The organism is Megasphaera vaginalis (ex Bordigoni et al. 2020), assembly GCF_900240295.1.
In the GTDB taxonomy this organism is placed as follows: domain Bacteria; phylum Bacillota; class Negativicutes; order Veillonellales; family Megasphaeraceae; genus Megasphaera; species Megasphaera vaginalis.
Map to the genome: position 1 here is coordinate 154,572 of NZ_OEQB01000004.1, position 24,435 is coordinate 179,006.

The 24,435-nt window shown below is 53.2% G+C and carries 23 protein-coding genes; 18 read left to right on the forward strand and 5 right to left on the reverse strand.

The window, feature by feature from the left end; genetic code table 11:
- The first annotated feature begins 37 nt into the window (after positions 1 to 37).
- The 5 genes from glpK (at position 38) to C0977_RS06555 (ending at position 5,618) form a co-directional block, all read left to right on the forward strand.
- Positions 38 to 1,537, forward strand: a complete 1,500-nt coding sequence (gene glpK / locus C0977_RS06535; RefSeq protein ID WP_101912905.1) for a glycerol kinase GlpK — start codon at positions 38 to 40, stop codon at positions 1,535 to 1,537.
- Between the two features lie 35 nt (positions 1,538 to 1,572).
- Positions 1,573 to 2,298, forward strand: a complete 726-nt coding sequence (locus C0977_RS06540; protein WP_101912828.1) for an MIP/aquaporin family protein — start codon at positions 1,573 to 1,575, stop codon at positions 2,296 to 2,298.
- Between the two features lie 214 nt (positions 2,299 to 2,512).
- A complete protein-coding gene (locus C0977_RS06545) occupies positions 2,513 to 3,979 on the forward strand; it encodes an NAD(P)/FAD-dependent oxidoreductase (RefSeq protein WP_101912829.1) in 1,467 nt (488 codons plus the stop codon).
- A complete protein-coding gene (locus C0977_RS06550; RefSeq protein ID WP_101912830.1) occupies positions 3,979 to 5,247 on the forward strand; it encodes an NAD(P)/FAD-dependent oxidoreductase in 1,269 nt (422 codons plus the stop codon). The genes C0977_RS06545 and C0977_RS06550 overlap by 1 nt, the downstream gene beginning before the upstream one ends.
- On the forward strand, positions 5,244 to 5,618 hold the full coding sequence (locus C0977_RS06555) for a DUF1667 domain-containing protein (RefSeq protein WP_234987591.1): 375 nt from the start codon (positions 5,244 to 5,246) through the stop codon (positions 5,616 to 5,618). Before C0977_RS06550 ends, C0977_RS06555 begins: the two co-directional genes overlap by 4 nt.
- A 246-nt stretch (positions 5,619 to 5,864) precedes the next feature.
- On the opposite strand, the gene cysK is transcribed toward C0977_RS06555, so the two are convergent.
- A complete protein-coding gene (gene cysK / locus C0977_RS06560) occupies positions 5,865 to 6,803 on the reverse strand; it encodes a cysteine synthase A (RefSeq protein WP_101912832.1) in 939 nt (312 codons plus the stop codon).
- Positions 6,804 to 7,010: 207 nt separating this feature from the next.
- Positions 7,011 to 7,706: a serine O-acetyltransferase gene (gene cysE / locus C0977_RS06565; RefSeq protein ID WP_101912833.1), complete on the reverse strand. Its 696-nt coding sequence runs from the start codon at positions 7,704 to 7,706 to the stop codon at positions 7,011 to 7,013.
- Between the two features lie 435 nt (positions 7,707 to 8,141).
- Between cysE and C0977_RS06570 the strand changes: the two genes are divergently transcribed.
- The 5 genes from C0977_RS06570 to C0977_RS06590 all read left to right on the forward strand — a co-directional run bounded on the left by C0977_RS06570 (position 8,142) and on the right by C0977_RS06590 (position 12,606).
- A complete protein-coding gene (locus C0977_RS06570; RefSeq protein WP_101912834.1) occupies positions 8,142 to 8,843 on the forward strand; it encodes an AzlC family ABC transporter permease in 702 nt (233 codons plus the stop codon).
- A complete protein-coding gene (locus tag C0977_RS06575) occupies positions 8,836 to 9,165 on the forward strand; it encodes a branched-chain amino acid transporter permease (protein WP_101912835.1) in 330 nt (109 codons plus the stop codon). Before C0977_RS06570 ends, C0977_RS06575 begins: the two co-directional genes overlap by 8 nt.
- A 152-nt stretch (positions 9,166 to 9,317) precedes the next feature.
- Positions 9,318 to 10,016 (forward strand): MBL fold metallo-hydrolase, encoded by a 699-nt coding sequence (locus C0977_RS06580; RefSeq protein WP_023054015.1) that lies wholly within the window; start codon positions 9,318 to 9,320, stop codon positions 10,014 to 10,016.
- A 48-nt stretch (positions 10,017 to 10,064) separates the two neighbouring features.
- Positions 10,065 to 11,321, forward strand: a complete 1,257-nt coding sequence (locus tag C0977_RS06585) for a DUF445 domain-containing protein (RefSeq protein ID WP_101912836.1) — start codon at positions 10,065 to 10,067, stop codon at positions 11,319 to 11,321.
- A 1-nt stretch (position 11,322) separates the two neighbouring features.
- Entirely contained in the window at positions 11,323 to 12,606 is a 1,284-nt protein-coding gene (locus C0977_RS06590) for a DUF445 domain-containing protein (RefSeq protein WP_101912837.1), read from the forward strand.
- A 178-nt stretch (positions 12,607 to 12,784) separates the two neighbouring features.
- Here C0977_RS06590 and C0977_RS06595 read toward each other — a convergent pair whose 3' ends face one another.
- The gene (locus C0977_RS06595; protein WP_101912906.1) at positions 12,785 to 13,522 is read right to left on the reverse strand and encodes a gamma-glutamyl-gamma-aminobutyrate hydrolase family protein; all 738 of its coding nucleotides are present in this window, start codon (positions 13,520 to 13,522) and stop codon (positions 12,785 to 12,787) included.
- A 131-nt stretch (positions 13,523 to 13,653) separates the two neighbouring features.
- Between C0977_RS06595 and C0977_RS06600 the strand changes: the two genes are divergently transcribed.
- The gene (locus tag C0977_RS06600; protein ID WP_023054025.1) at positions 13,654 to 15,057 is read left to right on the forward strand and encodes an FAD-binding oxidoreductase; all 1,404 of its coding nucleotides are present in this window, start codon (positions 13,654 to 13,656) and stop codon (positions 15,055 to 15,057) included.
- A gap of 61 nt (positions 15,058 to 15,118) precedes the next feature.
- Here the strand turns inward: C0977_RS06600 and C0977_RS06605 are convergent, their stop codons facing one another.
- Together C0977_RS06605 and C0977_RS06610 are read right to left on the reverse strand one after the other, a co-directional pair.
- Positions 15,119 to 16,045: a 4Fe-4S cluster-binding domain-containing protein gene (locus C0977_RS06605; protein ID WP_101912838.1), complete on the reverse strand. Its 927-nt coding sequence runs from the start codon at positions 16,043 to 16,045 to the stop codon at positions 15,119 to 15,121.
- Positions 16,046 to 16,149: 104 nt separating this feature from the next.
- Positions 16,150 to 18,027: a carbon starvation protein A gene (locus C0977_RS06610; RefSeq protein ID WP_101912839.1), complete on the reverse strand. Its 1,878-nt coding sequence runs from the start codon at positions 18,025 to 18,027 to the stop codon at positions 16,150 to 16,152.
- A gap of 651 nt (positions 18,028 to 18,678) precedes the next feature.
- Here C0977_RS06610 and C0977_RS06615 point away from each other — a divergent pair.
- The 7 genes from C0977_RS06615 to rsmI all read left to right on the forward strand — a co-directional run bounded on the left by C0977_RS06615 (position 18,679) and on the right by rsmI (position 24,428).
- Complete coding sequence (locus C0977_RS06615; protein WP_023054034.1) at positions 18,679 to 19,005, forward strand: thioredoxin family protein; 327 nt, start codon at positions 18,679 to 18,681, stop codon at positions 19,003 to 19,005.
- Between the two features lie 86 nt (positions 19,006 to 19,091).
- Positions 19,092 to 20,078 carry a nicotinate-nucleotide--dimethylbenzimidazole phosphoribosyltransferase gene (locus C0977_RS06620; protein ID WP_101912840.1) on the forward strand — a complete coding sequence of 329 codons (987 nt, stop codon included), beginning with the start codon at positions 19,092 to 19,094 and terminating at the stop codon, positions 20,076 to 20,078.
- A 20-nt stretch (positions 20,079 to 20,098) separates the two neighbouring features.
- Positions 20,099 to 20,920: a LarC family nickel insertion protein gene (locus tag C0977_RS06625; protein WP_023054043.1), complete on the forward strand. Its 822-nt coding sequence runs from the start codon at positions 20,099 to 20,101 to the stop codon at positions 20,918 to 20,920.
- Between the two features lie 100 nt (positions 20,921 to 21,020).
- Entirely contained in the window at positions 21,021 to 22,007 is a 987-nt protein-coding gene (locus tag C0977_RS06630) for an ATP-binding protein (protein WP_023054050.1), read from the forward strand.
- Complete coding sequence (locus tag C0977_RS06635; protein WP_101912841.1) at positions 22,008 to 22,850, forward strand: PSP1 domain-containing protein; 843 nt, start codon at positions 22,008 to 22,010, stop codon at positions 22,848 to 22,850.
- Positions 22,840 to 23,574 (forward strand): tRNA1(Val) (adenine(37)-N6)-methyltransferase, encoded by a 735-nt coding sequence (locus C0977_RS06640; protein WP_023053955.1) that lies wholly within the window; start codon positions 22,840 to 22,842, stop codon positions 23,572 to 23,574. The genes C0977_RS06635 and C0977_RS06640 overlap by 11 nt, the downstream gene beginning before the upstream one ends.
- Before the next feature lie 17 nt (positions 23,575 to 23,591).
- Entirely contained in the window at positions 23,592 to 24,428 is an 837-nt protein-coding gene (rsmI, locus tag C0977_RS06645; protein WP_023053935.1) for a 16S rRNA (cytidine(1402)-2'-O)-methyltransferase, read from the forward strand.
- Positions 24,429 to 24,435 lie beyond the last annotated feature (7 nt).

Genomic DNA, 24,435 nt, shown 5'->3' on the forward strand with positions numbered 1-24,435 from the left:
AGACAAGGAGAGTTATTGTGTGCGAAAGGAGATCATTATGGAAAAAAGATATGTCATGGCTTTAGATGCCGGGACAACGAGCAACAGAGCGATTATTTTCGATGAAAATTCACAGATCATGGGCGTCAGCCAGAAGGAATTTACCCAGTATTTTCCACAGCCCGGCTGGGTAGAGCATGATGCCAATGAAATTTTGAAGACCATGATGGATGTCATGCAGGCCGTTTTGGAGCAGACGGGGCTGACGGCCGCCGAAATCGCGGCTATCGGCATTACGAATCAGCGCGAAACGACGGTGGTTTGGGATAAACGGACGGGATGCCCGGTCTATAACGCGATTGTGTGGCAGTCTCGGCAGACGGCGGAAATTTGCGAAGAATTGAAGGCTAATGGGCTGGTCGATGAATTCAGGGAAAAGACGGGATTGGTCATTGACGCGTATTTTTCAGGAACGAAGATCAAATGGATTCTCGATCATGTGGAAGGAGCGAGAGAACGGGCCGAACGAGGCGAGCTTCTCTTCGGTACCGTTGATTCGTGGCTGATTTGGAAGTTGTCAGGCGGGAAGGTGCATGTTACAGATTATTCCAACGCATCCCGCACGCTTCTCTATAATATTAAAGAGCTCAAATGGGATGATCAGCTCCTTTCGTATTTAGGCGTTCCTAAGAGCATGTTGCCGGAAGTGCGACCGTCAAGTGAAGTGTACGGGCACACAGATGCGGCGCTGTTGGGCGCACCTGTTAAAATTGCCGGCGCAGCAGGGGATCAGCAGGCGGCGCTTTTCGGACAGAACTGCTTTGAACCGGGTATGGCCAAAAACACCTACGGCACCGGCTGCTTCATGTTGATGAATACGGGAACAACGCCGATTATGTCGGAAAACGGCCTGGTCACAACGATCGCCTGGGGCCTTGACGGCAAAGTCGAATACGCCCTGGAAGGTTCTATCTTTGTTGCCGGATCGGCTATTCAATGGCTTCGTGACGGCCTTCGCCTTCTTGATACGGCGCCTGATTCGGAATGGGTCGCCAAACGTGTTCCGGACAGTGACGGCGTGTATGTCGTGCCGGCCTTTGTCGGTCTCGGCGCTCCCTATTGGGATATGAACGCGCGCGGACTCATCATCGGCATTACGCGCGGCACGTCGAAAGCGCATATCGTGCGGGCGACGCTGGATTCCATGGCGTACCAGACGAAAGATGTTCTCAGCGCGATGGAAGCCGATTCGGGCATTACCCTTGCGGCGCTGAAGGTTGACGGCGGCGCCGTCGCCAATAATATGCTCATGCAGTTCCAGGCGGATATTCTCCGTGTCCCCGTTGACAGACCGCAAGTTATTGAAACAACGGCTCTTGGCGCCGCGTATTTGGCCGGTCTCGCTGTCGGCGTTTGGCAGTCGAAGGAAGAATTGAAGAAGAGCTGGAAATTGCAGAACCGCTTTGAACCCCAAATGGAAGTCGCCGCTTCGGCCGCGTATTACAAAGGTTGGCGCAAGGCCGTTAAGCACGCCATGCACTGGCTTGATGAAGAGTGATAGAGTCTGTCTGTAAAAAGAAAGAGGGTATTGCGATGGAAAACTTATTGGGTGAATTTTTCGGAACGCTTGTGCTTATCGTTTTCGGTGCCGGCGTTTGCGCTTGTAATACATTGACAAAATCAAAAGGTCAGAACGGCGGTTGGATTTGCATTACCGTCGGCTGGGGTTTCGCCGTTACCTTAGGCGTCTTTACGGCGACGACGCTGGGCGCGCCGCAAGGGGATTTGAATCCTGCCGTAACGCTGGGAAAAATGATGATCGGCATTTATACGCTGCCGCAGTTTTTGGCCACATCGGCCGTTCAGATCCTGGGCGGTATTTGCGGCGCAGCCGTTGTCTGGCTCGCATACTTGCCGCATTGGCGGGAAACGGAAGACAAGGGGGCCAAGCTGGGAATCTTTTGCACGGCTCCGGCGATTCGCAACTATCCCCTTAACTTCCTGTGCGAGTTTATTGCGTCCTTTTTCCTGATGTTTATTATCTGGATGATTTTCTCCAAACAGGTGGGAGCCATTCCTGCCGGCCTCGGGCCCTATCTCGTCGGCGTATTGATTTGGGCTTTGGGCCTCAGTCTCGGCGGGCCGACGGGATATGCCATGAATCCGGCTCGTGATCTGGGTCCCCGTATCGCACATGCGATTCTTCCCATTGCCGGAAAAGGCGGGAACGGTTGGGAGTATGCCTGGATTCCCGTTCTCGCTCCCATGGCAGGCGCTTTATTTGCTTATGTAGTAGCCGCCGTTTTTTCCGTATTTTAAAAATGAGCCTGTAAAAAGAACAAGAGTTAAAAGAGAAATCTTTTGACTCTTTTCTTTTTATCCTATTTGGATACGGAATGGATATTCAAGGGGCAATGCAAAATACGAACGAATAAAAATGAAAATATGTTAATAAAAAATTGCAATTATGTTCAAATTGACGTATACTGATTTTAGTAATTTTTACATTATTTTTAGGAAAGGGTTGTAAACCATGATAAAAAAAGCAGATGTTGTCGTAATCGGCGGCGGAATCACCGGGGCAGCCGTATTGCGGGAATTATCCAAGTATGATCTTCATGCCGTGCTGCTTGAGGCGGAACCGGAATTGGCCGCAGGCACGACCAAGGCAAACAGCGCTATCCTTCATGCCGGGTTCGATGCGCCGACGGGATCGATGAAGGCGCAGATGAATGTCGACGGCAACAGGATTTATCACGAGCTGAAAGAAGAACTCGATCTCGATATTACATGGTGCGGTTCGCTAGTCGCGGCGTTGGATGAAGAGCAGGCCCGGACCGTTCGTGATCTGTATGAACGGGGAGTAGCCAACGGCGTACCCGGTCTTGAAATTTGGGACAGTGAGAAGGTGCATGCTTTCGAACCGAATTTGAGTGACGACGTGTGCTGCGCGCTCTGGGCGCCGACGGCAGGTATCTGTTGGCCTTTCGGGCTTACTGCGGCTTTTGCCGAAAACGCCGTCATCAACGGCGCCGACGTCATTCGTGAATGCAAGGTTGTCGGTTTTGAGATTATCGACGGCGCCGTCAAGGCCGTCAAAACGAACCGAGGCCGTATTGAAACCCGTTTTGTCGTCAATGCGGCCGGCGTTCATGCCGATGATATGAGCAGACTTGCCGGCGATGATTCGTTCCAAATTCATCCGCGCAAAGGAGAGTATATCCTTTTTGATAAATCTGTTCAGCAAGATTTAGTACACAGCCCCGTTTTTCCGACGCCGAGCAAGCTGGGAAAAGGGATTCTCGTTTGTGCCACGACACATGGAAACGTTTTCGTCGGCCCGAATGCGGAGGATTTGCCTGATGAAGCAAAAGACGATACCATGGTCACCCTGAAGGGGATGGATGATATTCTTGAAAAAGCGCGCAGACTGGTGCCGGCGTTGCCGTTAGGGGCCACGATTACGGAATTTGCCGGTATCCGCGCCGTATCCAGTACGGGCGATTTCGTTCTCGGCCCTTCATCCTGCACGCAGGGGTTGATTCAGGCTGCCGGTATTCAGTCGCCGGGCCTGACGTCGGCACCGGCGATTGCCGAATACTTGACAGGGTTTATCGTTGCCGAACTCGGCGCAAAGAGGAAGGCTGATTACCGGCCAGGGCGTCCGCAGCAGCCCTGTTTCCGCGAGCTTTCGACAGCCGGGAAAAAGAAGCTGATTGCCAAAGACCCTCGTTACGGACGTGTCATTTGCCGCTGCGAAACGATTACGGAAGGGGAAATCATCGACGCCATCCATCGCCCTTGCGGCGCGCGTACCGTTGACGGTGTCAAGCGCCGTACACGTGCCGGCATGGGGCGCTGCCAGGGCGGTTTCTGCGGTCCCCGCGTGACGCAGATCCTGGCGCGGGAACTCCGTATTCCCGTAACGGAAGTACGCAAGGAAATGGGCGAATCTTACCTGTTTTATGCGAAAGAGACGACGAGGGGAGGTAAGGAATAATGAACAAGATCTATGACGTTATCATTGTCGGCGGCGGTCCGGCCGGCCTTTCCGCCGCGTATAGCGCCTGGCAGAACGGCGCGGAGAGCATACTCGTTCTCGAACGGGACCGCGAGCCGGGCGGTATTTTGCAGCAATGTATTCACAACGGCTTCGGCCTCCATCATTTCAAGGAGGAATTGACAGGCCCCGGGTATGCACAGCGGTGTTATGATTTGGTAAAAGATAAGCGGGAAATAGAGATCCTGGTTGATACGATGGTGCTTGAAGTGAACAAGGACAAGACCGTAACGGCCGTCAGTCCGGCGCAGGGACTGTTCACGGTACAAGGGCAGACCTTGATTCTGACGATGGGCTGCCGCGAACGGACGCGCGGTGCCATTCGCATTCCCGGCTACCGGCCTGCCGGCGTTTTTACGGCCGGCGCGGCGCAGCGTATGGTCAATATGGAAGGGTATTTGCCGGGGAAAAAGATCGTTATCCTTGGCAGCGGCGATATTGGCCTGATCATGGCGCGCCGTATGTCCCTTGAAGGTTGCAAAGTGCAGGCCGTTCTGGAGATTTGCCCTTTTTCCAACGGGTTGACGCGTAATATGGTACAATGTCTCGACGACTATGACATTCCCCTGTATTTGTCTCATACGATTACCGCTATCCACGGCAAAGATCGCGTTACGGGAATTACAGCCGCCGCCGTTGATGAGAAGATGCGCCCCGTAGCCGGGACGGAATTCGATATTGATTGCGATACGCTGCTGTTGTCCGTTGGCCTGATACCGGAAAATGAATTATCTTTGGGCCTCGGTCTTTCCATGCACTCTCTGACCAACGGGCCGATCGTCGATCAGCACCGTGAGACGAGTATTCCCAGCATCTTTGCCGCCGGCAATGTCGTCCATGTTCATGATCTCGTCGATTTCGTTTCGGAAGAGGCAGAGATAGCCGGTAAATTTGCCGCTTTGAAAGCGCGCCGCGTTCTTGCCGCCGCCGTCGCCGACGTGACAGTCGAGGCGGCAGATGAAGTACGTACCTGTGTGCCGCAGCATCTGCGGGTCACCGAAGAGCATGAAGTGATTCGTCTCTTTATGCGTGTAAGGCGGCCGTTGAAAAAATGCCGTCTCACGATCAGGAGCGGCGAAGATACGTTGTTGACAAAAGTCTTGCCCGTTGCCAAACCGAGTGAAATGATTGCCGTCAATGTACCGGCTGACAAGGCGGCAGGCCATTATACGACATGGTCTGTTTCCGTTATGGAGGAGGAAGCATGATGAGCACGGAAATAAAAAAAATGAACTGCATCAATTGCCCCATGGGATGCGCTTTGACTGTGGAGATCAACGACGGAACGATCGGGCAGATTACGGGAAACACGTGTCCCCGCGGCATAACTTATGCGCAGCAGGAACTGACGGCGCCGAAACGGATGCTGACGGCGACTGTACGTACGCAAGACGGTGCTTTGCCGCTTTTGCCGGTTGTTTCCAAAGAAGCGCTGCCGAAGAATAAGGTTCTTGACTGTGCCGCGTTCTTGCGCGGTGTGACGGCAGTCATGCCGGTTCGGACCGGTGATGTCGTTGTCGCCGATATTCTGGGGCTCGGCGTGGATATCGTTGCCAGTCGCGATATGGCAAAAAAATAAAAAGCAGTGGTACTGCTAGGTAAAATAAACGGATTGATTGCAAATAAACAGGAGAAAAACGCCCTCCGCAGCAGGATAAGGAAACTGCGCGGAGGGCGTTTCTGCATTGAGAACGGGTTGCGGACACGAGCACCGGAGGCGGTGTTCTCTTCCGTCCTGCATACTGAAGACTGTGAAACGTTCGTTCAGTATGTCGCTTCGTTAAAAAAGCGTATTTTTTCCCGTTTAGCTATGCTTGGCGAGCTTTTATTTCGCCTTGATAAAGTCCGGTGTCGTCAAATAACGGTCGCCGTTATCGGGCAGAAGAACGACAATCGTCTTGCCGTTATTTTCCGGCAAGGCGGCGGTTCTCGTGGCGGCATAGAGCGCGGCACCGCCGGAGATCCCAATGAGGAGGCCTTCTTTTTGTGTAAACAGGCGGGCCGTATCGTAGGCTTCTTCTGTCGTTACGGTAAAAACGGAATCGTAGATCGTTGTATCCAGCGTTTTCGGCACAAAATTCGCGCCGATTCCCTGCAGTTTGTGTGAACCGGCATGTCCTTCGGAAAGGAGCGGCGAATCCTTCGGTTCTACGGCGATGATCTTGACGGCAGGCTTTTGTTCCTTTAAATATTGACCGACGCCGGAAAGCGTGCCGCCTGTGCCGACGCCGGCAAGGAAGATATCGACGGCGCCGTCTGTGTCCCGATAAATTTCCGGACCTGTCGTTTCCTTATGGATACGGGGATTGACGGGATTGGTAAATTGGCCGGGAATGTATGCGCCGTCGATTTCGCTTGCCAGTTCTTCCGCTTTGGCGACGGAGCCGGTCATTCCTTCTTTTCCCGGTGTGAGAACGATTTCGGCGCCGTAAGCGGCGATCAGGTTGCGACGTTCAACGGACATCGTTTCCGGCATGGTGAAGATTGCCCGATAGCCTTTGGCGGCGGCAACGGCGGCGAGGCCGATGCCCGTATTGCCGCTGGTCGGTTCGATGATGACGGAACCTTTTTTCAGCAGGCCCTGCTTTTCTGCGTCTTCAATCATGGCCTTGGCGATGCGGTCTTTGGCAGAACCGGCCGGATTAAAAGCTTCCAACTTGACGAATAATTTTCCCTTTATCCCTGCCGCCGCATTATAGCGTACAGGTTCCAACAAAGGGGTGTTGCCGATCAGATCCAATGCGCTGGTATAAATAGTACTCATGATATTCATAGCTCCTTTTTTGTTCATAACGAATCATAGTCCACCGTGTATTTCCGACGATTCACGACAACATCGAAAAGGTCGTCCCGTTACGAGATAGTTCAGTTGCATAAGCCATTCCCCCCCCCCCCCCGACATAGTAAAAACAGATAACCATGTGTTGATATATGTATACGCAGAGACAATAGTTGCCCGGCGTATATCGCATCAGTTACGGCCGCCGCGGATACTGTGGAGAACCGTCTCGGATCGCGTCAGATTTTCTACTGTCCGCTGCAGGAACGCCACTTGCTGCTGCAAGGCGGCGATCTGCTCTTCCAGCGGGTCCGGCAGTGTATGATGATTCAAGTCGACGTCGGCTTCGGACGGGGCCCGACGTACTTTGCGGCCCTTTTGCAGAACGACGTGGCCGGGAATGCCGACGACCGTCGAATGAGGCGGCACTTCTTTCAAGACGACGGAGCCGGCGCCGATTTTGGCGCCTTCGCCGACGGTGAAAGAACCGAGTACTTTGGCGCCGCTGGCGACGACGACGTAGTCGCCGATCGTCGGATGACGTTTGCCTTTTTCTTTTCCCGTGCCGCCCAAAGTCACGCCCTGGTAGAGCGAAACATTTTTGCCGATTATCGTCGTTTCGCCGATAACGATTCCCATGCCGTGATCGATGAAGAGACCTTCGCCGATTTCAGCGCCGGGGTGTATTTCTATACCGGTGCAGAAGCGGCTGATTGTTGAAATGATGCGCGCCGTCACGAACCATTGGCGGCGGTAGAAACAATGTGCCAGCCGGTATGCCCAGATGGCGTGAAGACCGGAATAACACGTGAGAATTTCCAAGGTGTTTTTCGCCGCCGGATCGCGGTCTTTGATAACTTGAATATCCTTGCGAAGTGTCGCGAACATGGGAAGTCCTCCTGAAAATGGCAAAAGAAAAAGGCCGTCGTCTCGACAGAGACGGCGGCCCGCGGTTCCACTCTGATTGCAGCAAAATGCTGCCACTCGATATCGGTAACGTCGACAGACGGGATATCTTACTGTAAGTTCGGATATCCGGCTCCCAAAGGCATTCCGGCGTACTTGGCGGCGGTGCAGGCTTTCAGCCGGTGGCCGGCACTCTCTGTATGGCCTTTATACGCGTACTTGTTTTGGTCATCGCTTTTTCTAATGATGCCTATGATACTATACCTTTATGGTACATTTGTCAATAGGAAGTTGAGAGCCCTTGGGGAAATAAAAAAATCGTAGGGCATACAATTTAAAGAGACCGTATATGCAGACAAAGTCTTTTATAATCAATTATAATGATAGCGTAAAGTAGTGCATGAAGGAGGAGAGGCGATGTCAATGTTGAAAAGGTCGGCATTTACGTACGCGTTGCCGCTGACGACGCCGATTTGCGCAGGTTTTTTGTTTTTAGGACTTTCTTATGGACTGTACGCTACCAGCAAGGGGTTGCCCGTGTATTATCCGACACTGATGAGCGCGCTGATTTATGCCGGCTCCATGGAATTCGTAACGGTCAGTCTTTTGTTGGCGCCGTTCAATCCTGTCGGCGTTTTTTTTCTGACCCTCATGGTCAATGCGCGCCACATTTTTTACGGACTGGCGATGTTGGCGAAATACAGACATTTAGGGTGGAAGACATATTATCTTATTTTCGGCATGTGCGACGAAACCTTTGCGATCAACGCCGCTACAGATGTGCCTCCCGATATTGATCGGTCCTGGTTCTATGTTCACGTTACCTGGCTTAATCAGGTGTATTGGGTCGGCGGCGCAACGATTGGCGGACTGGTCGGGAATTATCTCACCTTTTTGCCGACGAAGGGAATAGAATTTATTTTGACCGCCCTCTTTCTCGTCTTGCTGCTGGAATTGACGCATAAGGAAAAAGGCCTTCGCAACGGCCTTATCGGACTGGCGACGACGGCTGCCGCTCTACTGATCTTCGGCGCGGCGCAGTTTATCATTCCCGCCATGATCGGTATTACGAGTATCTTTTTCGTCCTATATAAGAAAGGGGATGTGATCCGTGACTGAGTTGGAAATGGCCCTAACCGTCGCTGTCGTCGTTGCCGGCACGATGACGACGCGATATATATCCTTTGCCGTTTTTGCGGCGCAGAAAGAACCGCCGGCTCTCGTCCGCTACTTGGGAACGGTCTTGCCCGGAGCCGTCATGGGTCTTCTCGTGGTGTACTCTCTTAAAGATACGGTCCTGGTCACGTGGTCCTATGGTCTGCCGGAGATCATTGCGTCCGTCGTCCTTGTAGCCGTTCATCTTTGGCGTCGCAACGTACTGTTGAGCATGGCTGTCGGTACGATTCTGTATATGTTGCTGGTGCAGCTTGTGTTCCATTGAAAGGCGAAGCGTATTCGCCTTTTTTTGTTGTTGCTGTGGCCGGAGAAGAAGCCCTGCTCGTTGAAAAGTACGAAAATACGGCAAGACATGATATAATATACTGATAAGGCGGCGACGGGTCATCAGTCGTCGCAGATGAAGGAGGAAATTCCATGTCTGAAATAAAGGTAACGTATTTGGACCACAGCGGCTTTGCAGCCGAAACGGCGACGAAAATACTGGTTTTCGATTATTACCGGGACCCGGCCCATGTCGTCGATGCGTATACAAAGAGCCGGAAGGATGTCTACTTTTTTGTAACCCACTCCCACGGTGATCACTTTAATAAGCATATTGCCGATTTCGCTTCCTTTACGAAGGGATACATCGTCAATGATGGCGTTCCGTTTACGAACGGGGCTGCCGATAACGTGTATTCCCTGGCTCTTTATGAAACGCTGCAGCTTCAGGATCTGCAGATTCGTCAATACGGATCGACTGATGAAGGCGGGTCTTTTTATGTTGAAACGGACGGCGTCCGCATCTTTCATGCCGGTGATCTGAATTGGTGGCACTGGCTGGGAGACACGGACGAAAATAATCAGGCCATGAAAGAATTGTTTGATAAGGAAATGGAAAGACTTGACGGGCTTACATTCGATCTCGCCTTCTTTCCTGTCGACGCCCGGCTGGAAGGCGCCCGCGAATGGGGCGTCGCTTCTTTTTTGAGTCACGTTCACGTGACGAAATGCCTGGTTCCCATGCATTACTTCGGTGTTCCCTGGGAGCCGTCGGAGGCCTTTAACAAAAACTTTCCCACCGTGCCTGTATGGATACCCCGTACCGGCGGCGATACGACGGTATTGGCGTGATGTGGTGGCGAAGACATAAGCCCTGCAGCAAGGGCGAAGGAGGCAATAATGCAACAATACAAGCGCAGTCATATTGCTGAGTATATCCTGGTGTTGGCGGCAATACTGCTCTTATTGGCATACCCTTTTACCGATTCTTTCGGCGGCTCCCTGGTGACGCATATGGCGGCGGCCGCATTGATCGGCGGCCTGGCCGACTGGTATGCCGTTACGGCACTGTTCCGAAGGCCGTTGGGGATTTCTTTTAAGACGGAACTGGTTCCGCGCAGCAAGGAACGTATTGCGGAAACGGCGCGGCATATGATTGAAAGTGAGATTTTGACGGTGCCGAACATGTACGCCGTTTTAAAGCATCATCCCGTATTGGATGCGGCGCTGACGTATTTGCATACGGAGCGGGGGTTCCAATCGGCGGAACGGATTTTGGGACAGATATTGAATACGTTTCTCTATACAGTCGATATGAAAAAGGCGGTTGCGGCTTTTTCCGACTTCGGTGAAGGAGCGCTGGCCAAACTGCAAATTGCGCCGATGGCCGGCAGAGCGATGAAAACAGGTCTGTCCGGTGAAGCGGGAGAGGACTTCCTCGATTTCATCATTCTTTCGCTGGAAACGATGGTCAGGAGCAACACGGCGAAAAATTATATTGCCGATATTTACAGCGAAGCGTTACGGCAGTACGAACACCGCAATTTTATCTATTCGCTCATCGTCAGGGCGGCTATGGCCAGCGAGCTTTTCGGCGTAGAACACGTATCGGCGAGTTTGCAGCGAAAATTATTGACTATTCTTGATGAGGCCAGAGATCCCGAATCCCAGCGCCGCAAGAAGATGTTTGCCTTTTTCTGGGAACAGGCGACGCGACTGGAAACGGATGAGGTCTGGCAGAAACGGGTGGAATCGTATAAGATGCGTACATACAGGCATCTTGTCGAGCGGCCGGATATGAAAGAAGCCTGGCAGCGCTACGTGCAGGAACCGCAGCGGCAGAACCGCGTCTGCCGCATTGCCGCCTCCTATGCCGTCACGCGGCTGGAAAGCTGGCGCGACAGTGCGACACAAGTGGAACAGATGAATCGCTATGTTCTTACGTTGGCTGCTCGTGAACTAAAACGGCTGCAAACCTGGTTCGGGGAAACGGCGGAAAAAGAAATTCTCCGCTACGATGGGCGCCGATTGGCGGAACAGCTGGAAGGCCGCGTCTGGTACGATTTACAGATGATCCGCGTCAACGGCTCTCTCGTGGGCGCCGTGTTGGGCGCCTTCATTTGCTGTGTTCGCCTGGCGTTGAAAGGAGGCTGGTAACATGACATATCGTCAGCGTGCCGATGGCATTTTGGCCTTGTCTTTCCTCTGCTTTCTTCTCGTCTTCTGGTGGTGGTATACGGCGGCGGAGTCAACAGCGGTAAACTTGGTGTTTTTTGTCGTTCAATCCGCGCTTATCGGCAGCATTGCCGACTGGTTCGCCGTGACGGCGCTTTTTGAAAAGCCCTTGGGCTTTCCCTGGCACACGGAGTTGGTACATCGTCATCGCAATCAGATCATCGACGGCATGACGACCATCGTTTCCGAGAAGCTGTTGCAGCCGCAAATGTGGCAGGATAAGCTGTATTCGATTTCTTTTATCGACCGCATCATCGCTTGGCTGGAAACGCCTTCAGGCCGTGAAAAATTCCGCGCCCTGCTGTATGAAGCGGCACAAAAAGTGTATTTGTACGCGAAAGAAGATACTTCAAAGCGCATGATGGTGGATAATATCCGGCGATATCTGAAACGGCAGCCGCTGGTCAGCCTCCTGCAGGACCGCATCATCGCCATGCTGGAGAATCCGGAGAGCGAACTGCTCGGCGATACGATCGGCTTGCTGAAAGAATGCGTGCAGTCGAAAGAGTTCGAAAATATTCTGATGCAGATGCTGAACGAATGGATCGATGAATCGAAGAGTGCGCCGCAGTTACTGGTTTCTCTTCACCGCTTTACGGGTATGATTGATACGCGGAAAATGGCGATTGACATCAAAAAAGGGCTGGTTACGTGGCTGGATCGTTGGGAACATGCAGGCAGCAAAGAACGGCAGTGGCTTTGCCGCAAATTGGAAATCCAGATGTACTCCATGAACGGCCAGCTGACTTATACGGTTGAAAAATGGCAGGACCAGTTTGTCGACTCGCTGCCCATTGAAGCATGGGTAACGGCGACGCAGCGTTCGGGACAGGCTTACTTTACGACTGGCGTAGAAGGCAAAGAGAAGCTGCAGAATGTGCTGGAAGCGCAATTTAAACATTATCTGGCATATTGCCGCGACTATCCGGAAATCAAGCAATGGCTGAATGAACAGATACGCCGCGCCTGTGAGATCATCCTGGCACATGAGCATGCGCTGATCGGGGTGGCTGTCCGTGACGTTCTTTCCGGCTTCGATAAAAAGAAATTCAATCAATTTCTGGAAAGCAAGGTCGGAGAAGACCTCGCCTGGATCCGCATTAACGGCGCGTTGGTCGGCGGCACGATCGGTCTTTTCGTGTTTCTTTTCTTTACGTTTATGTATACTCCCGTGGCGGTACCGTTATTGCGCAGTCTCTTTTTGTAGAGAAAAAGCTGTTATGGCGGCTTACGGATAAAAACTTTCCCGGAAAGGATAAAAAAGAGGAAAATGCAGTGTATCTGCATTTTCCTCTTTTGATAGAAGGCGGAGAAATAAGAACCGTAATGCGGCGGCCCTGCTGACAAATTCCGCTTTTGGCAGTTATTTTTGCCGGGGCGCGCTTTTACTGCTGATAAATGCCGCCGCTGCAGGCATTTATAAAGTCCCGGAAAAGAAGCTTGGCGAAATAATTCTGTTTCGCCATGTCTTCCGGATGAAACTGGTACGCTGCAAGGTAGGGGAAATCGATGCCTTCCAAGGCTTCAATAACGCCGTCTTTTGTTTTGGCAACGGCGCGGAGCCGGCTGCCGACGGTCTTGACTGCCTGATGATGACGAGAGTTTGTGATCCACTCCGTCTTTTTTATTATCCTGGCCAAACGGGAATCGGCTTCAATCGTGATCGTATGGAGCGGCAGCGTCGGATTTTCCTTGTCGTCCTGATCGTGCTTGAGGCAGCAGCTTTCGTCGTAACTCAGATCCTGCCACAGCGTGCCGCCGTAACAGACGTTGATTACTTGCATCCCGCGGCAAATGCCCATTATCGGCAAGGCGTGCTCTTCAGCGGTTCGCAAAAGCAATAAATCGAATTGGTCGCGTTCAGGCCAGAGTGCGCCGATTTTCGGCAGCGGCTCTTCTCCGTAGTTTAAGGGATACAGGTCGTGACCACCGGTGAGGAGCAGGCCGTCGATATGGCTCATTGCGCCGACGGCAGCTTCTCCGTTCATCGTATAGGGCAAGATGATCGGCGTGGCGCCGTTATCGGTAAGCGCTTGCAAGTAAGCTTCATCTGCATAAGAGAGGCGATTGCCGTAGGTATCGGCCCAACAGCTGCCGGAAACGCCTATTATAGGTCTGGTCATCTCAATATCGGTCCTTTCTGCAAGAAAAATAGCATGATTTTTGAAAGATTCTACCATAGACGGAAGAGGCCTGTCAAACGGCAGTGTATTTTCCGATTTACGGGACAAGCAGGATGAAATGGAGGTTAACAATGGGAACGTATCAACGCCTTACGGCGGAACATATCGAGTGTTTAACGCATATCGTCGGCGCCGGTTATGTCTATGCGACAGCGGAAAAACGGCTGCCTTACGACAGGGACGAAGGTGCGGATGACGGCTTTGCGCGTCTTCCGGACGCCGTCGTTTTGCCCGGAAGCGCCACGGAAATTGCCGCTATCATGCGATGGGCCAATCGGGAACGGATTCCTGTCGTGCCGCGCGGAGCCGGTACGGGTCTTGAAGCGGGGGCCGTTGTCAACAGATATGGTGGTATCGTCTTATCGACGGAGCGGCTGAATCATATGATCGAATTCGACGCCGAGCGGCTGTATGCCGTTGTAGAGCCTGCCGTACGGACGGCGGTGCTGCAAGCGGAAGCAAAGAAGCGCGGCCTCCTTTATGCCGGAGACCCCTGCAGCGGCGACAGCTGCTTTATCGGCGGCAACGGTGCGACTAATGCCGGCGGCAACAGAGCCGTCAAATACGGTACGACGCGCGATCAGATTTACAGCATTGAAGTTGTCACTCCGCAAGGAGACATTACGACCTTAGGCGGCCGCCTGAAAAAAGTAACGACAGGATATCCGTTGGAAAAAATCGTCATCGGTTCGGAAGGTACCTTGGGAATTATTACTAAACTGACCGTAAAGCTCTTGCCGCTGCCGCCGTACAGCGCCCATATTCTCGCCGTTTTTCCTGATGCGGCAACGGCGCTGTCTGTCGTGACCGCATTCTCGGGAGCCGGGATCGAGCCGACTTGTCTGGAGTTTATGGACAATGATTGTGTCCGTATTGTTGAAAAATTTCTTGGCGAAAAACAACCCTATTCCGATGTAGGCAATTATATGATCATGCAAGTTGACAGTAAACAGGAAATACTGTTAGATGAGACTTGTCTGGAAATTGACGCCTGCTGCAGGGAACTTGGCGCTATCGACGTCTTTGTAGCCGATGCCGACAGGATCTGGCGGGCGCGAAAAAACTTTTCCGAGGCGTCGGGCTCGGAGGGACCGGTGGCTATGGAGGATTTTGTCGTGCCGCCGGACTGTTTGGCCGCTTTGCTGACACGGTTGAAGCAAATTGCTGCCGACACGGGACTGTCTTTTCGCGGCGTCAGTCATGCCGGCGACGGCAATCTTCATTTAGACGTGCTGCGCAAAGAACTGGACGATGCGCTGTGGCGGGAACGGCTGTCCGCTTTCGAAACGCAGGCTTGCAACGTCGTATATGAGTTGGGCGGCAAGCTGTCCGGTGAACACGGTATTGGTGAATGCCGTAAGACCCTGATGAAGGCCTATACCGATCCGGTGGAACTCGAATTGATGAAGGCTCTGAAAAAAGCATGGGATCCGAATTTGATCCTCAATCCGGGGAAGATATTTGATGTCGAGTGAGCGTTCGGGGCATGAAGAGCGTGCAGCGGTTGCCGGGCCGGTTATTGAACCGTTTTGTTTCCTACTTTTTTATCACGCCGGTACCGTCAAAGGCGGGGATGAAATCGTCGCTGGCACTGTCTGCTTCTTGTACAAAGCCGTCTTCAATGCCGCTGTCAAAGAGATATTGCTCCGCTTTCCGATACTCTTCCTTCGTCAGGCGACGATTGATTTCCGGGAAAGTCGCAGCGTCGCCGCAGGGGATATATTGCCGCATCAAGCTGAACAGAACCTGTCCTTCCGAGAACGTTTTTGCTACCCAGTCAATGACGCCCTTGGTGTTTTCCAGTTGTCCCGGCAGGATAAGATGGCGAATGACGACGCCTTTTTGTAAGATGCCGTCTGCATCCAGTTCGTAGGGACCGACTTGGTCATACATTGCGCGAATGGCGGCGGTCGCTATTGCCGGATAATCTGCAGCGTTACTGTAGCGCTTTGCCGGTTCGGCGGTGCTGTATTTAAAATCGGGCAGATAGATTTGTACTTTGCCGCGCAATTTTTCAATGGCAGCCAACCTTTCGTAGCCGCCGCAGTTATAGACGACAGGAACCGGCAGCGGCTCTGCTAAACTTTCGCAGACGGCGCGGATAAAGTGGCTTGCCGTGACGAGATTGATATTGTGTGCGCCTTGTGCGATTAATTCCCCGTAGATTTCTTTCAGTCTTTCCGTGGAAACGGCAACGCCGTGACAGTTTTGACTGATCTGGGCGTTTTGACAAAAGACGCAGTGTAGATTGCAGCCCGAAAAAAAGACGGTACCGGAACCGCGGCTGCCGCTGATGCACGGTTCCTCCCAAAAGTGCAACGCCGCTCTGGCTACGACCGGTTGCAGCGGACTGCGGCAAAAGCCGGCACGCGGTGTCGTACGGCCGTCGGTATACGGCCGCGCGCTGTTGCAGCGGCGGGGGCAGTCATTGCAGGGGGTGGTTTGCTGTGACAAAAAAGTCATCTCCTTCCGATAATTCTCTTCATTATAGACGATGAACGGGTTATTGTATAGAAAAAGCCTCTCCTTTAAAGGAGAGGCTTTTTGATGAAGCGCATAGATATAAATTAATGGTTTTGAATCGTCTGTTCTTCGAAACGGCGAGCGATAGGATCTGTCGCTTCCAATTCTTTCAGTCGTTTCAATTCATCCGCTTCTACGTCAGCTGAGGTAAGATAGCTGGCGGGAACCGTTTTGGCGAGTTCAAGGCATTTGCGGAGAGAACCGATGCTGACGATGATGACAAGAATCGCCATAATGGCGGAGACACTGAAAAGGAGCCATTCGCCTTTCGGCAAGTAAATGTTGAACATGTTCAGGTAATCGGCCCAGAAAATGACGACCGTTAGGAACGCCCAGGGGAGTCCTGTAACCCAGACGAAACGGGCTTTGCCCATGCTGCAAATGACAACGGACGAAATGGCTAATGTGATGATGGCCAGAAGCTGATTGGATACACCGAAAATAGGCCAGATTGTGGACAAATTACCTTGCAGTACGATGTAACCCCAAGCGCCGGAGATGACAGCCGATGCGATCAAGGCGCCCGGTGTCCAATGCGGATCGGCGAATTTCGGCCATACGCGGCCGACCAGTTCCTGAAGCATGTACCGGCCGACACGTGTACCGGCGTCGAGAATCGTCATGATGAACAGGGCTTCAAACATGATGCAGAAATGATACCAGTAGTTCATCAGGTGATCAAGGCCGGGAATGTTGGAGAAGATGAAGGCCATGCCGACAGCTAACGATACAGCGCCACCCGGACGGTGCGCTACATTTTCACCGACCATTTGGCTCAGTGAAGGCAGATCGACAACGGGAATATTCAGGGCGGCGAAGTTCTGTGCCGTCGAGTTGATCGCAAAGTAATCGTTCGGAACCAGGCTGGTGGCGGCAATCAGGGCCATCATGCCGACGAAGGATTCCGTAATCATAGCGCCGTAACCGACAGGAAGAATGGAGCGTTCGTTCATCAGCATCTTCGGTGTCGTACCGGTGCTGATCATGGCGTGGAAACCGGAGATGGCGCCGCAGGCAATGGTGATGAAGATGTACGGCAGAACCGGACCGGTGATGACCGGGCCGCCGCCGGATACGAATTGGGTTACAGCAGGCATCTGCACCATCGGACCGACAATGATGATGCCGAGTGCCAAAGCCCCGATCGTACCGATTTTCATGTACGTCGATAAATAGTCACGCGGTGCGAGTAAAAGCCAGACCGGAATAGCCGCGGCAACGAAGCCGTAAATGATCAGAGAAATACCGATGCCCTTTGCGCTGATCGTAAAGAGCGGCGCCAAAGTCGGCGAAGCGGCAACGGAAGGACCGAGGACGACGGCAAGAAGGGTCAGGGCAACACCGATGATGGTGCCTTCCCGAATTTTGCCGGGACGAAGATACTGCATGTAGATACCGATGAAAATGGCGATAGGAATCGTCATGCCGATCGTAAACGTTCCCCAAGGGCTGTCATGCAGCGCATTGACGATAACGACGGCCATCCCCGCCATAGCGAGGATATTCAGGAACAGGACAGCGAAAGAGGTGGCCAGTCCGACACCGTCGCTGATCTGCGCCTTGGCGATTTCGGCAATGGACTTGCCGTCATAACGCATGGAACAGAAAAGGATGACCATATCATGAACCGCACCGGCGAGGACGCCGCCGATAATGATCCATAACGCGCCCGGCAAATAACCGAATTGGGCGGCAATGACAGGTCCGACGAGGGGACCTGCGCCGGCGATAGCTGCGAAGTGGTGGCCGAAAACGACGTATTTATTCGTCGGTACGTAGTCATGACCGTCTTCAAAGCGGAAGGCCGGCGTGACCTTGTATTGGTTTACCGTCAATACCTTGGCAGCGATGAATGCGCCATAGAAGCGGTATGCCAGCACGAAGATCAAGGCAGAAATAATAACAAGAAACAAACCGTTCATACAAAAACCTCCTTTGTAAATTGATAAATATTTGTTTGGTCACAATAATATAACTATTATGATACAAATATATTTATATAAGTATATTATATAACTTGGAATAAAAAATTCAAGTATATATTGCCGTCATACTGTATAAATTAAGTAAAGTGTTTTATTTAAAGGGAACGAGGTTAAAATAAAATGAAATTTAAAGAAAACTAATGAATTAACTTTATTGCCGGATTGATGATTGAATAATTGGAACAGAAAAAACTTTATGAATTTTCCAAAGGGCAACTGTGAACCCTTGTAGACCTGTATATAGCTATTAATGGTACGGCGTGCTATAATCTGACTAAGAATCAGGCGAGAGGTGTCATGACCTAGGCAACGCATAAATGCCGGACTGCCTTTCAATTCAGCCGTAACGCTGCATGCAGTTGTGGGGTAAGGTTACTGCCGGCGGCGCGGGCTGCGAGCCTGGTTTCCCCTGTCGGCGGTATTTGTGAACTCGCGACAAATGAAGTTAATCGCCTTTTGCCCTTTTTATCGGGAGCGTCCCGCCGTTTCTTTCGGAACCGGATTTTGAAGCGGCGGTGCGGAGATGTTACGGTGCCTTGACGCAGGATTCCCGGCAGGAAGGCGCGTTACTGAGAGGAGGATGTTTCCATGTTATTTACGGTGACAAAAGAAAATTTTGCAGCAAAGGTAGAACAGGCGGAAGGCCCGGTTCTCGTTGAATTTTCGGCAACCTGGTGCTCTCATTGCCAGCAGCTGCGGCCGCTTCTCGACGAGTTGGATAAGAAGTTCGACGGTCGCTTACCGCTCGCGTTAATTGATACCGATCATGATCCGGAACTGGCGCAGCGCCTTCAGGTCGAATTCATTCCGTCCCTGGTCGTCTATAAAAACGGCAACCACGGCGCATTGCTGACGGCGCCGGCTTCGTTGGAAGCGATGGAAGGATGGCTGCAGGAGCAGGGCGTAACGGAGTAACCGGTGCGGAGCCGGGGAACGGGAGTCGTTCTTTCGTTCCCCGGTTTTTCTCGTAACGGGAATAAAACTATTTGCGGAGGACCGAAATGGACAGTGAATTGGCGTATTTGATCGGGGCGATCGAACCGGCTGACGCGGCGGCAGCGGCAGTTTGCAAAAAAAAGATGCGTTCCGTTGACGGCGACAAACGACTTGCGGCGCTGGCGACGCAGTTGGCCGGCATCAGACGAACGGCGGCGCCAGCGCCGCTGCGGAAAGGGGTCGTCATTTTTGCCGCCGATCATGCCGTAGACGGCGGTGAAAATGAAACGAAAGGAAGAAACAGTAAAGCCGACGCGTTGGAGATCGCTTCCGGCAGGGGGGCCGTCAATAAGATCGCCCATCGGATCGGGGCCGGAGTTCTTTTGCTGGACGTCGGTCTGGAAGCGGATCTGCCCGAATCACCGGGATTCCAGGTATTGAAAGTGATGCATGGCAGCCGCTTTTTCGGCAGGCAAGCGGCGATGACGGAAGATGAAATGCTCGATGCTTTGTTCAGCGGCGTTCAGGTGGCGGAAAATCTCGCTGATGAAGGGTATACCGCCATTGCCTTGGGCAATCTCGGTGAGCGCGCTCTGCTTTCGGCTTTTATGGTGACGGCGCCATTTTTGTCCGCCAATCTCGATTTGCTTCGGGCCGATACGCATGCGGCGCGGCAAATGAAAAATTTACAGGGGCTGTGGGAAAAAGCCGGTGTGGACGGGCGGCAACCGTTGCGCATTCTCCAGTACTTCGGCGCTCCTGATATCGCTGCGCTGACAGGTGTTGTTTTGGCGGCGGCAAAGCGTCGTCTGGCCGTTGTTTTCGATAACGCCGTTACCGGTGCGGCTGTGCTGACGGCAGGGGCTCTTTGTCCGCACGCCCTTGACTATGTTCTGCCGTCGGCGGCATATGTGGAACCGGTTCACCGCATGCAGATGCGGAAATTGGGAATGCAGCCGTTTTTGCAGACGGCGGCCCATGCGGATTGCGCTATGGGCTCGGTGTTGGGGCTGTCTCTTTTGGACGCCGCCGTGCAGTTGCTGACGGAATAGATGAAAAAGGAGCGAAGGCGATGAAGTCATTGTATTTGGATTGTTTTTCAGGCATCAGCGGTAATATGTTTGTCGGTATGTTGCTGCAATGCGGCGTGCCTTTCGCGGCGTTTAAGGACGCCATGGCGTCTTTAGGGCTGACCGGCTACGCAATGACCTGTGAGTCCGTCGTGAAGACGGGTATCCAGGCCCTTTATTACGATGTGATTCTTGCCGCGGCGTCGGAACATCGTTCGCACGGTTGCGGCGAACACCACGAGCCGCACACTCTTCCGGATGCTGACGCCGCAGGCGGAGCGCCCCATGGACACCACAGCCATCGCGGGTTGAAAGAGATTGAAGAGATCATTCATGCCGCGCCTTTCTCCGCGACGATCAAGATGAAAAGCACGGCTGTTTTTCGGGAACTGGCCGGCGCGGAAGCCAAGGTGCACGGCACGTCTCCCTATGAAGTGCATTTTCATGAAGTCGGTGCCGTTGACTGTATTCTCGATATTGTCGGCACGATTTGGTGTCTTGATTATCTGGGGATCGAGCAGATCGGCACGTCGCCGCTTCATGTCGGCAGCGGCTTCGTTCGCTGTGCGCACGGCCTTATGCCGGTACCTGCGCCGGCAACGGCGGAACTGCTGACGGGCTTGCCCTATTACAGTACGACGATCAAAGGTGAACTGGTCACGCCGACAGGCGCGGCGCTGGTTCGGACTTTGGCCGTTTACAGCGGGCCGCGGCCGAAAGAGTTTATTCATACCGCTATTGCTTACGGAGCCGGAACGAAGAATCTGGAAATACCGAATGTGCTGCGCGGCTTTGTCGGTGAATGCGGAGCGCTGAAACCGTAGGTCGGAGAAGATGAAATCGGCTGTAAAACTGGACTTTACAGCCGATTTTTTTTATAATAATTAAATTAAGAGTAACCATGATCAGTATGGAGGAAACGATATGGATAGCGCTTTTTTCGCCGGCCTTATCGGGCACGGAGAATTGAAAAAAAGATTGGCCCATCTCCTTTCTTCCGACCGCATGCCGCATGCCGCCGTGTTTGCCGGTCCTGCAGGTTTGGGCAAGAGTGCGTTTGCCCGTGCTGTCGCGTCCGCTATGGTCGGCCGCAGCGTTTTGCAGACATGGGATGAAGCCGGCGGCGCTATGATTCGCGACGGCGCCGATGTCTTCTGTTTGGCGCCTGTCGGGAAGGGGCTGAAAGTGGAGCAGTTTCGACAGCTTCAGGAAGCGCTGATCCTTCAGGGAGACAGCGGCAGCAAGCGGGTTTGCGTCATTCGTCATGCAGAGACGATGAATGCTGAATTTTCCAATAGGATGCTGAAGACGTTGGAAGAGCCGCCGGCAGGCGTTTATTTTATCCTGTTGACGGATCAGCCGGACTTGCTTCTGGCGACGATCCGCTCGCGGTGTACGGTATTTTCGTTTCAGCCCATTGCCGCCGCCGACTTGTTGGACGGACTGGCTCGCTGTTGCGGCGGCAGCCGGGAGCAATATGCGGAAGCCGTTCGCTGGAGCGGCGGCAATTTGCAGGCCGCTCTCGATTTCTTATCAGGCAGAGGAACAAAAGGGGTGACGGCGGCGCTGCAATTTCTGCAGATATTGGCGACGCATCCCAGTCCGTATGCGAAATGGCTTACTCTTGTCGCCGCCGTTGACGAAGCGGAAATGAAGGTTTTCATCCGTGTTCTCATGGCTGTCTTGCGGGATCTGGCGGTGCTTCGCGCCGGTCTGCCGCAGTCGGCGCTGTGTTTACAGGGCTGCTTTGATGAATTAGTGCAATTATTGCCTTATTGGGACGACGCGGCGGTGTTTACACTGCTTCGCGTTCTTGAAGAAAGCTGGGAAGCGATGACGCGGAATGTCAACGGTTCCTTGATCCGGGATCATATTTGTCTCGGCTTCCTGCAGGCAAAAGGAGGAGTTTAGTTGATCGTTGTAGGGATACGGTTCAAGCCGGCCGGGAAGGTATATTATTTTGACCCCAGCGGCATAGACCTTGACATAGACGACGGTGTTATCGTAGAGACGGCGCGGGGAATGGAATTCGGCAAAGTCGCCATTGAGCCCCGTGAGGTGGCGGAGGACGATGTCGTGCAGCCGCTGAAACCGATTTTGCGGCGCGCCGTGCCGAAGGACTATAAACAGCTTGAACGAAATAAAGAGAAAGAAAAAAAAGCCTTTTCCATTTGTCTGGAAAAGATAGAAAAACATAAGTTGCCGATGAAACTGATCGATGTCGATTATACCTTCGATATGGGGAAGATTATCTTTTTCTTTACCGCCGACGGCCGTATTGATTTCCGTGAACTCGTTCGCGATCTGGCTTCTGTCTTTCGGACGCGTATCGAACTGCGGCAGATTGGCCTGCGCGATGAAGCGAAAATGATCGGCGGCATCGGTTATTGCGGCCGGCCTCTTTGCTGCGCTTCCTTTTTGGGTGATTTCAAGCCGGTTTCCATTCGGATGGCGAAAAGCCAGGGATTGTCGCTGAATCCGACGAAAATATCCGGTATCTGCGGCCGGCTCATGTGTTGTCTTCGGTATGAAAATCCCCTGTACACGTCGGGGGAATTAAAATGCCAGAATTGTCAGAAGTGCAATCAGCATCAGAAACTGCCGACTGTCGGCAAACGCGTTATTACTGACGAGGGACTGGGCACGATTCTTCGCGTGCATATGAAGGATCGTACCGTTCGGGTGCAGTTGGAGTCCGGCCGCAGTGTCAATGTTGCCTGGTCGGATATGGCGGAGCCGGAAGATGACCATTGATTTGCATGACCACGAGCGGCTTGATGATCTGCTCACCGGCGGTATGAAGATCATTCAACGCGACGATGAGTTCTGTTTTTCTCTCGATACGGTTCTGTTAGCTCATTTCGGAACGGTTCCCAAAGGGCCCGTTCTCGATCTGGGGACGGGGACGGCGGCGATTCCGCTGCTCCTGACGGCCCGCGGCGCTACGGATATTGTGGCGGCGGAATTGAATCCCGTCATGGCCGATATTGCCAGGCGCAATGTCGCGATGAACGGGAAGGCTTCGCAAATTACCGTGATCGAAGAGGATTACCGACATATCGGACAGTGGGCGGAAAGCGGTCAGTTTTCTTTTGTTTATGCCAACCCGCCGTACCGAGAATTGTTCCGCGGCGCATATAGCAAGAGCGACGGCGTTCGCCGGGCCCGCCATGAAGAGACGGCTTCTCTTACGGATGTTATGACCGCTGCAAAATATGCGTTGAAATATCACGGTCGCTTTCGCCTCGTTCATATTACGGAGCGCTTGCCGCAGATTCTGGCGGCGCTGCGCAGCGCCGCCATGGAGCCGAAATTGCTGCGCTTCGTTTACGGCACGACGATTAAAGAGAGCAAGATATTCCTGTTGGAAGCCGTTCGCGGCGGCAGTCCCGGCCTCAGTGTCGCGGCGCCGCTTATCGTGCATGAAGCGGATGGTTCGTACAGTGCGGAAGTACTGCAGCTATATGGCAGGCGTTGAGCGGAGAGGAGGCTTGTATGGCTGAAGTTTTTCAGAAGGGAGCGTTATATCTTTGCGCGACGCCTATCGGCAACTTGGAAGATATTACGTACCGCGCCGTCCGCTGTCTGCGTGAAGCGGATCTGATCGCTGCCGAGGATACGCGGCGTACGAAGCTTCTTTTGCAGGCTTACGGCATTGAAACGCCCCTTTTCAGCTACCACGAACATAATAAGGCGGAAAAAGGGCCGCAGCTTATCGAGCGACTGCGGCAGGGCGAGATGATCGCCCTTGTCAGCGATGCCGGTATGCCGGCCATCTGCGATCCCGGCAGTGATCTGGTTCGCCTGGCGTTGGCGGCGGCCGTTCCGGTTGTGCCGTTGCCGGGGGCCAATGCGGCGTTGACGGGACTGATCGCGTCCGGCATGGATACGACGCGGTTTACTTTCGTCGGCTTTTTGCCGAAGACGAAAAAGCACAGGACGCCTGTTCTGGAGGGACTGAAAGAGACGGCGGGCACGCTTATTTTTTATGAAGCGCCGCACCGTATCGCAGCCGTGCTGGCTGAAATGGCGGCGGTTTTCGGCGACCGCAGCGCCGTACTCTGTCGGGAATTGACGAAAAAATATGAAGAATATCTGCGCGGCACGCTTTTTTCTCTCCACGCCGCGCTGGCTGCAGGCGGCAGCCGCGGGGAGTTTGTTCTGCTCGTCGCCGGTGCGGCGCCGGCGACGGCGGAAGTGGACGCCGATTATCCGGCGCTGGTTCGGGAGCTGATGGACGGCGGCGCAGATAAAAAAGAGGCTATCCGTATCGTCGCCAAGCGCTGCGGCGTGTCCCGGCGCGAGGTCTACCAGGCGGTATTGACTTTATAACAGCCGG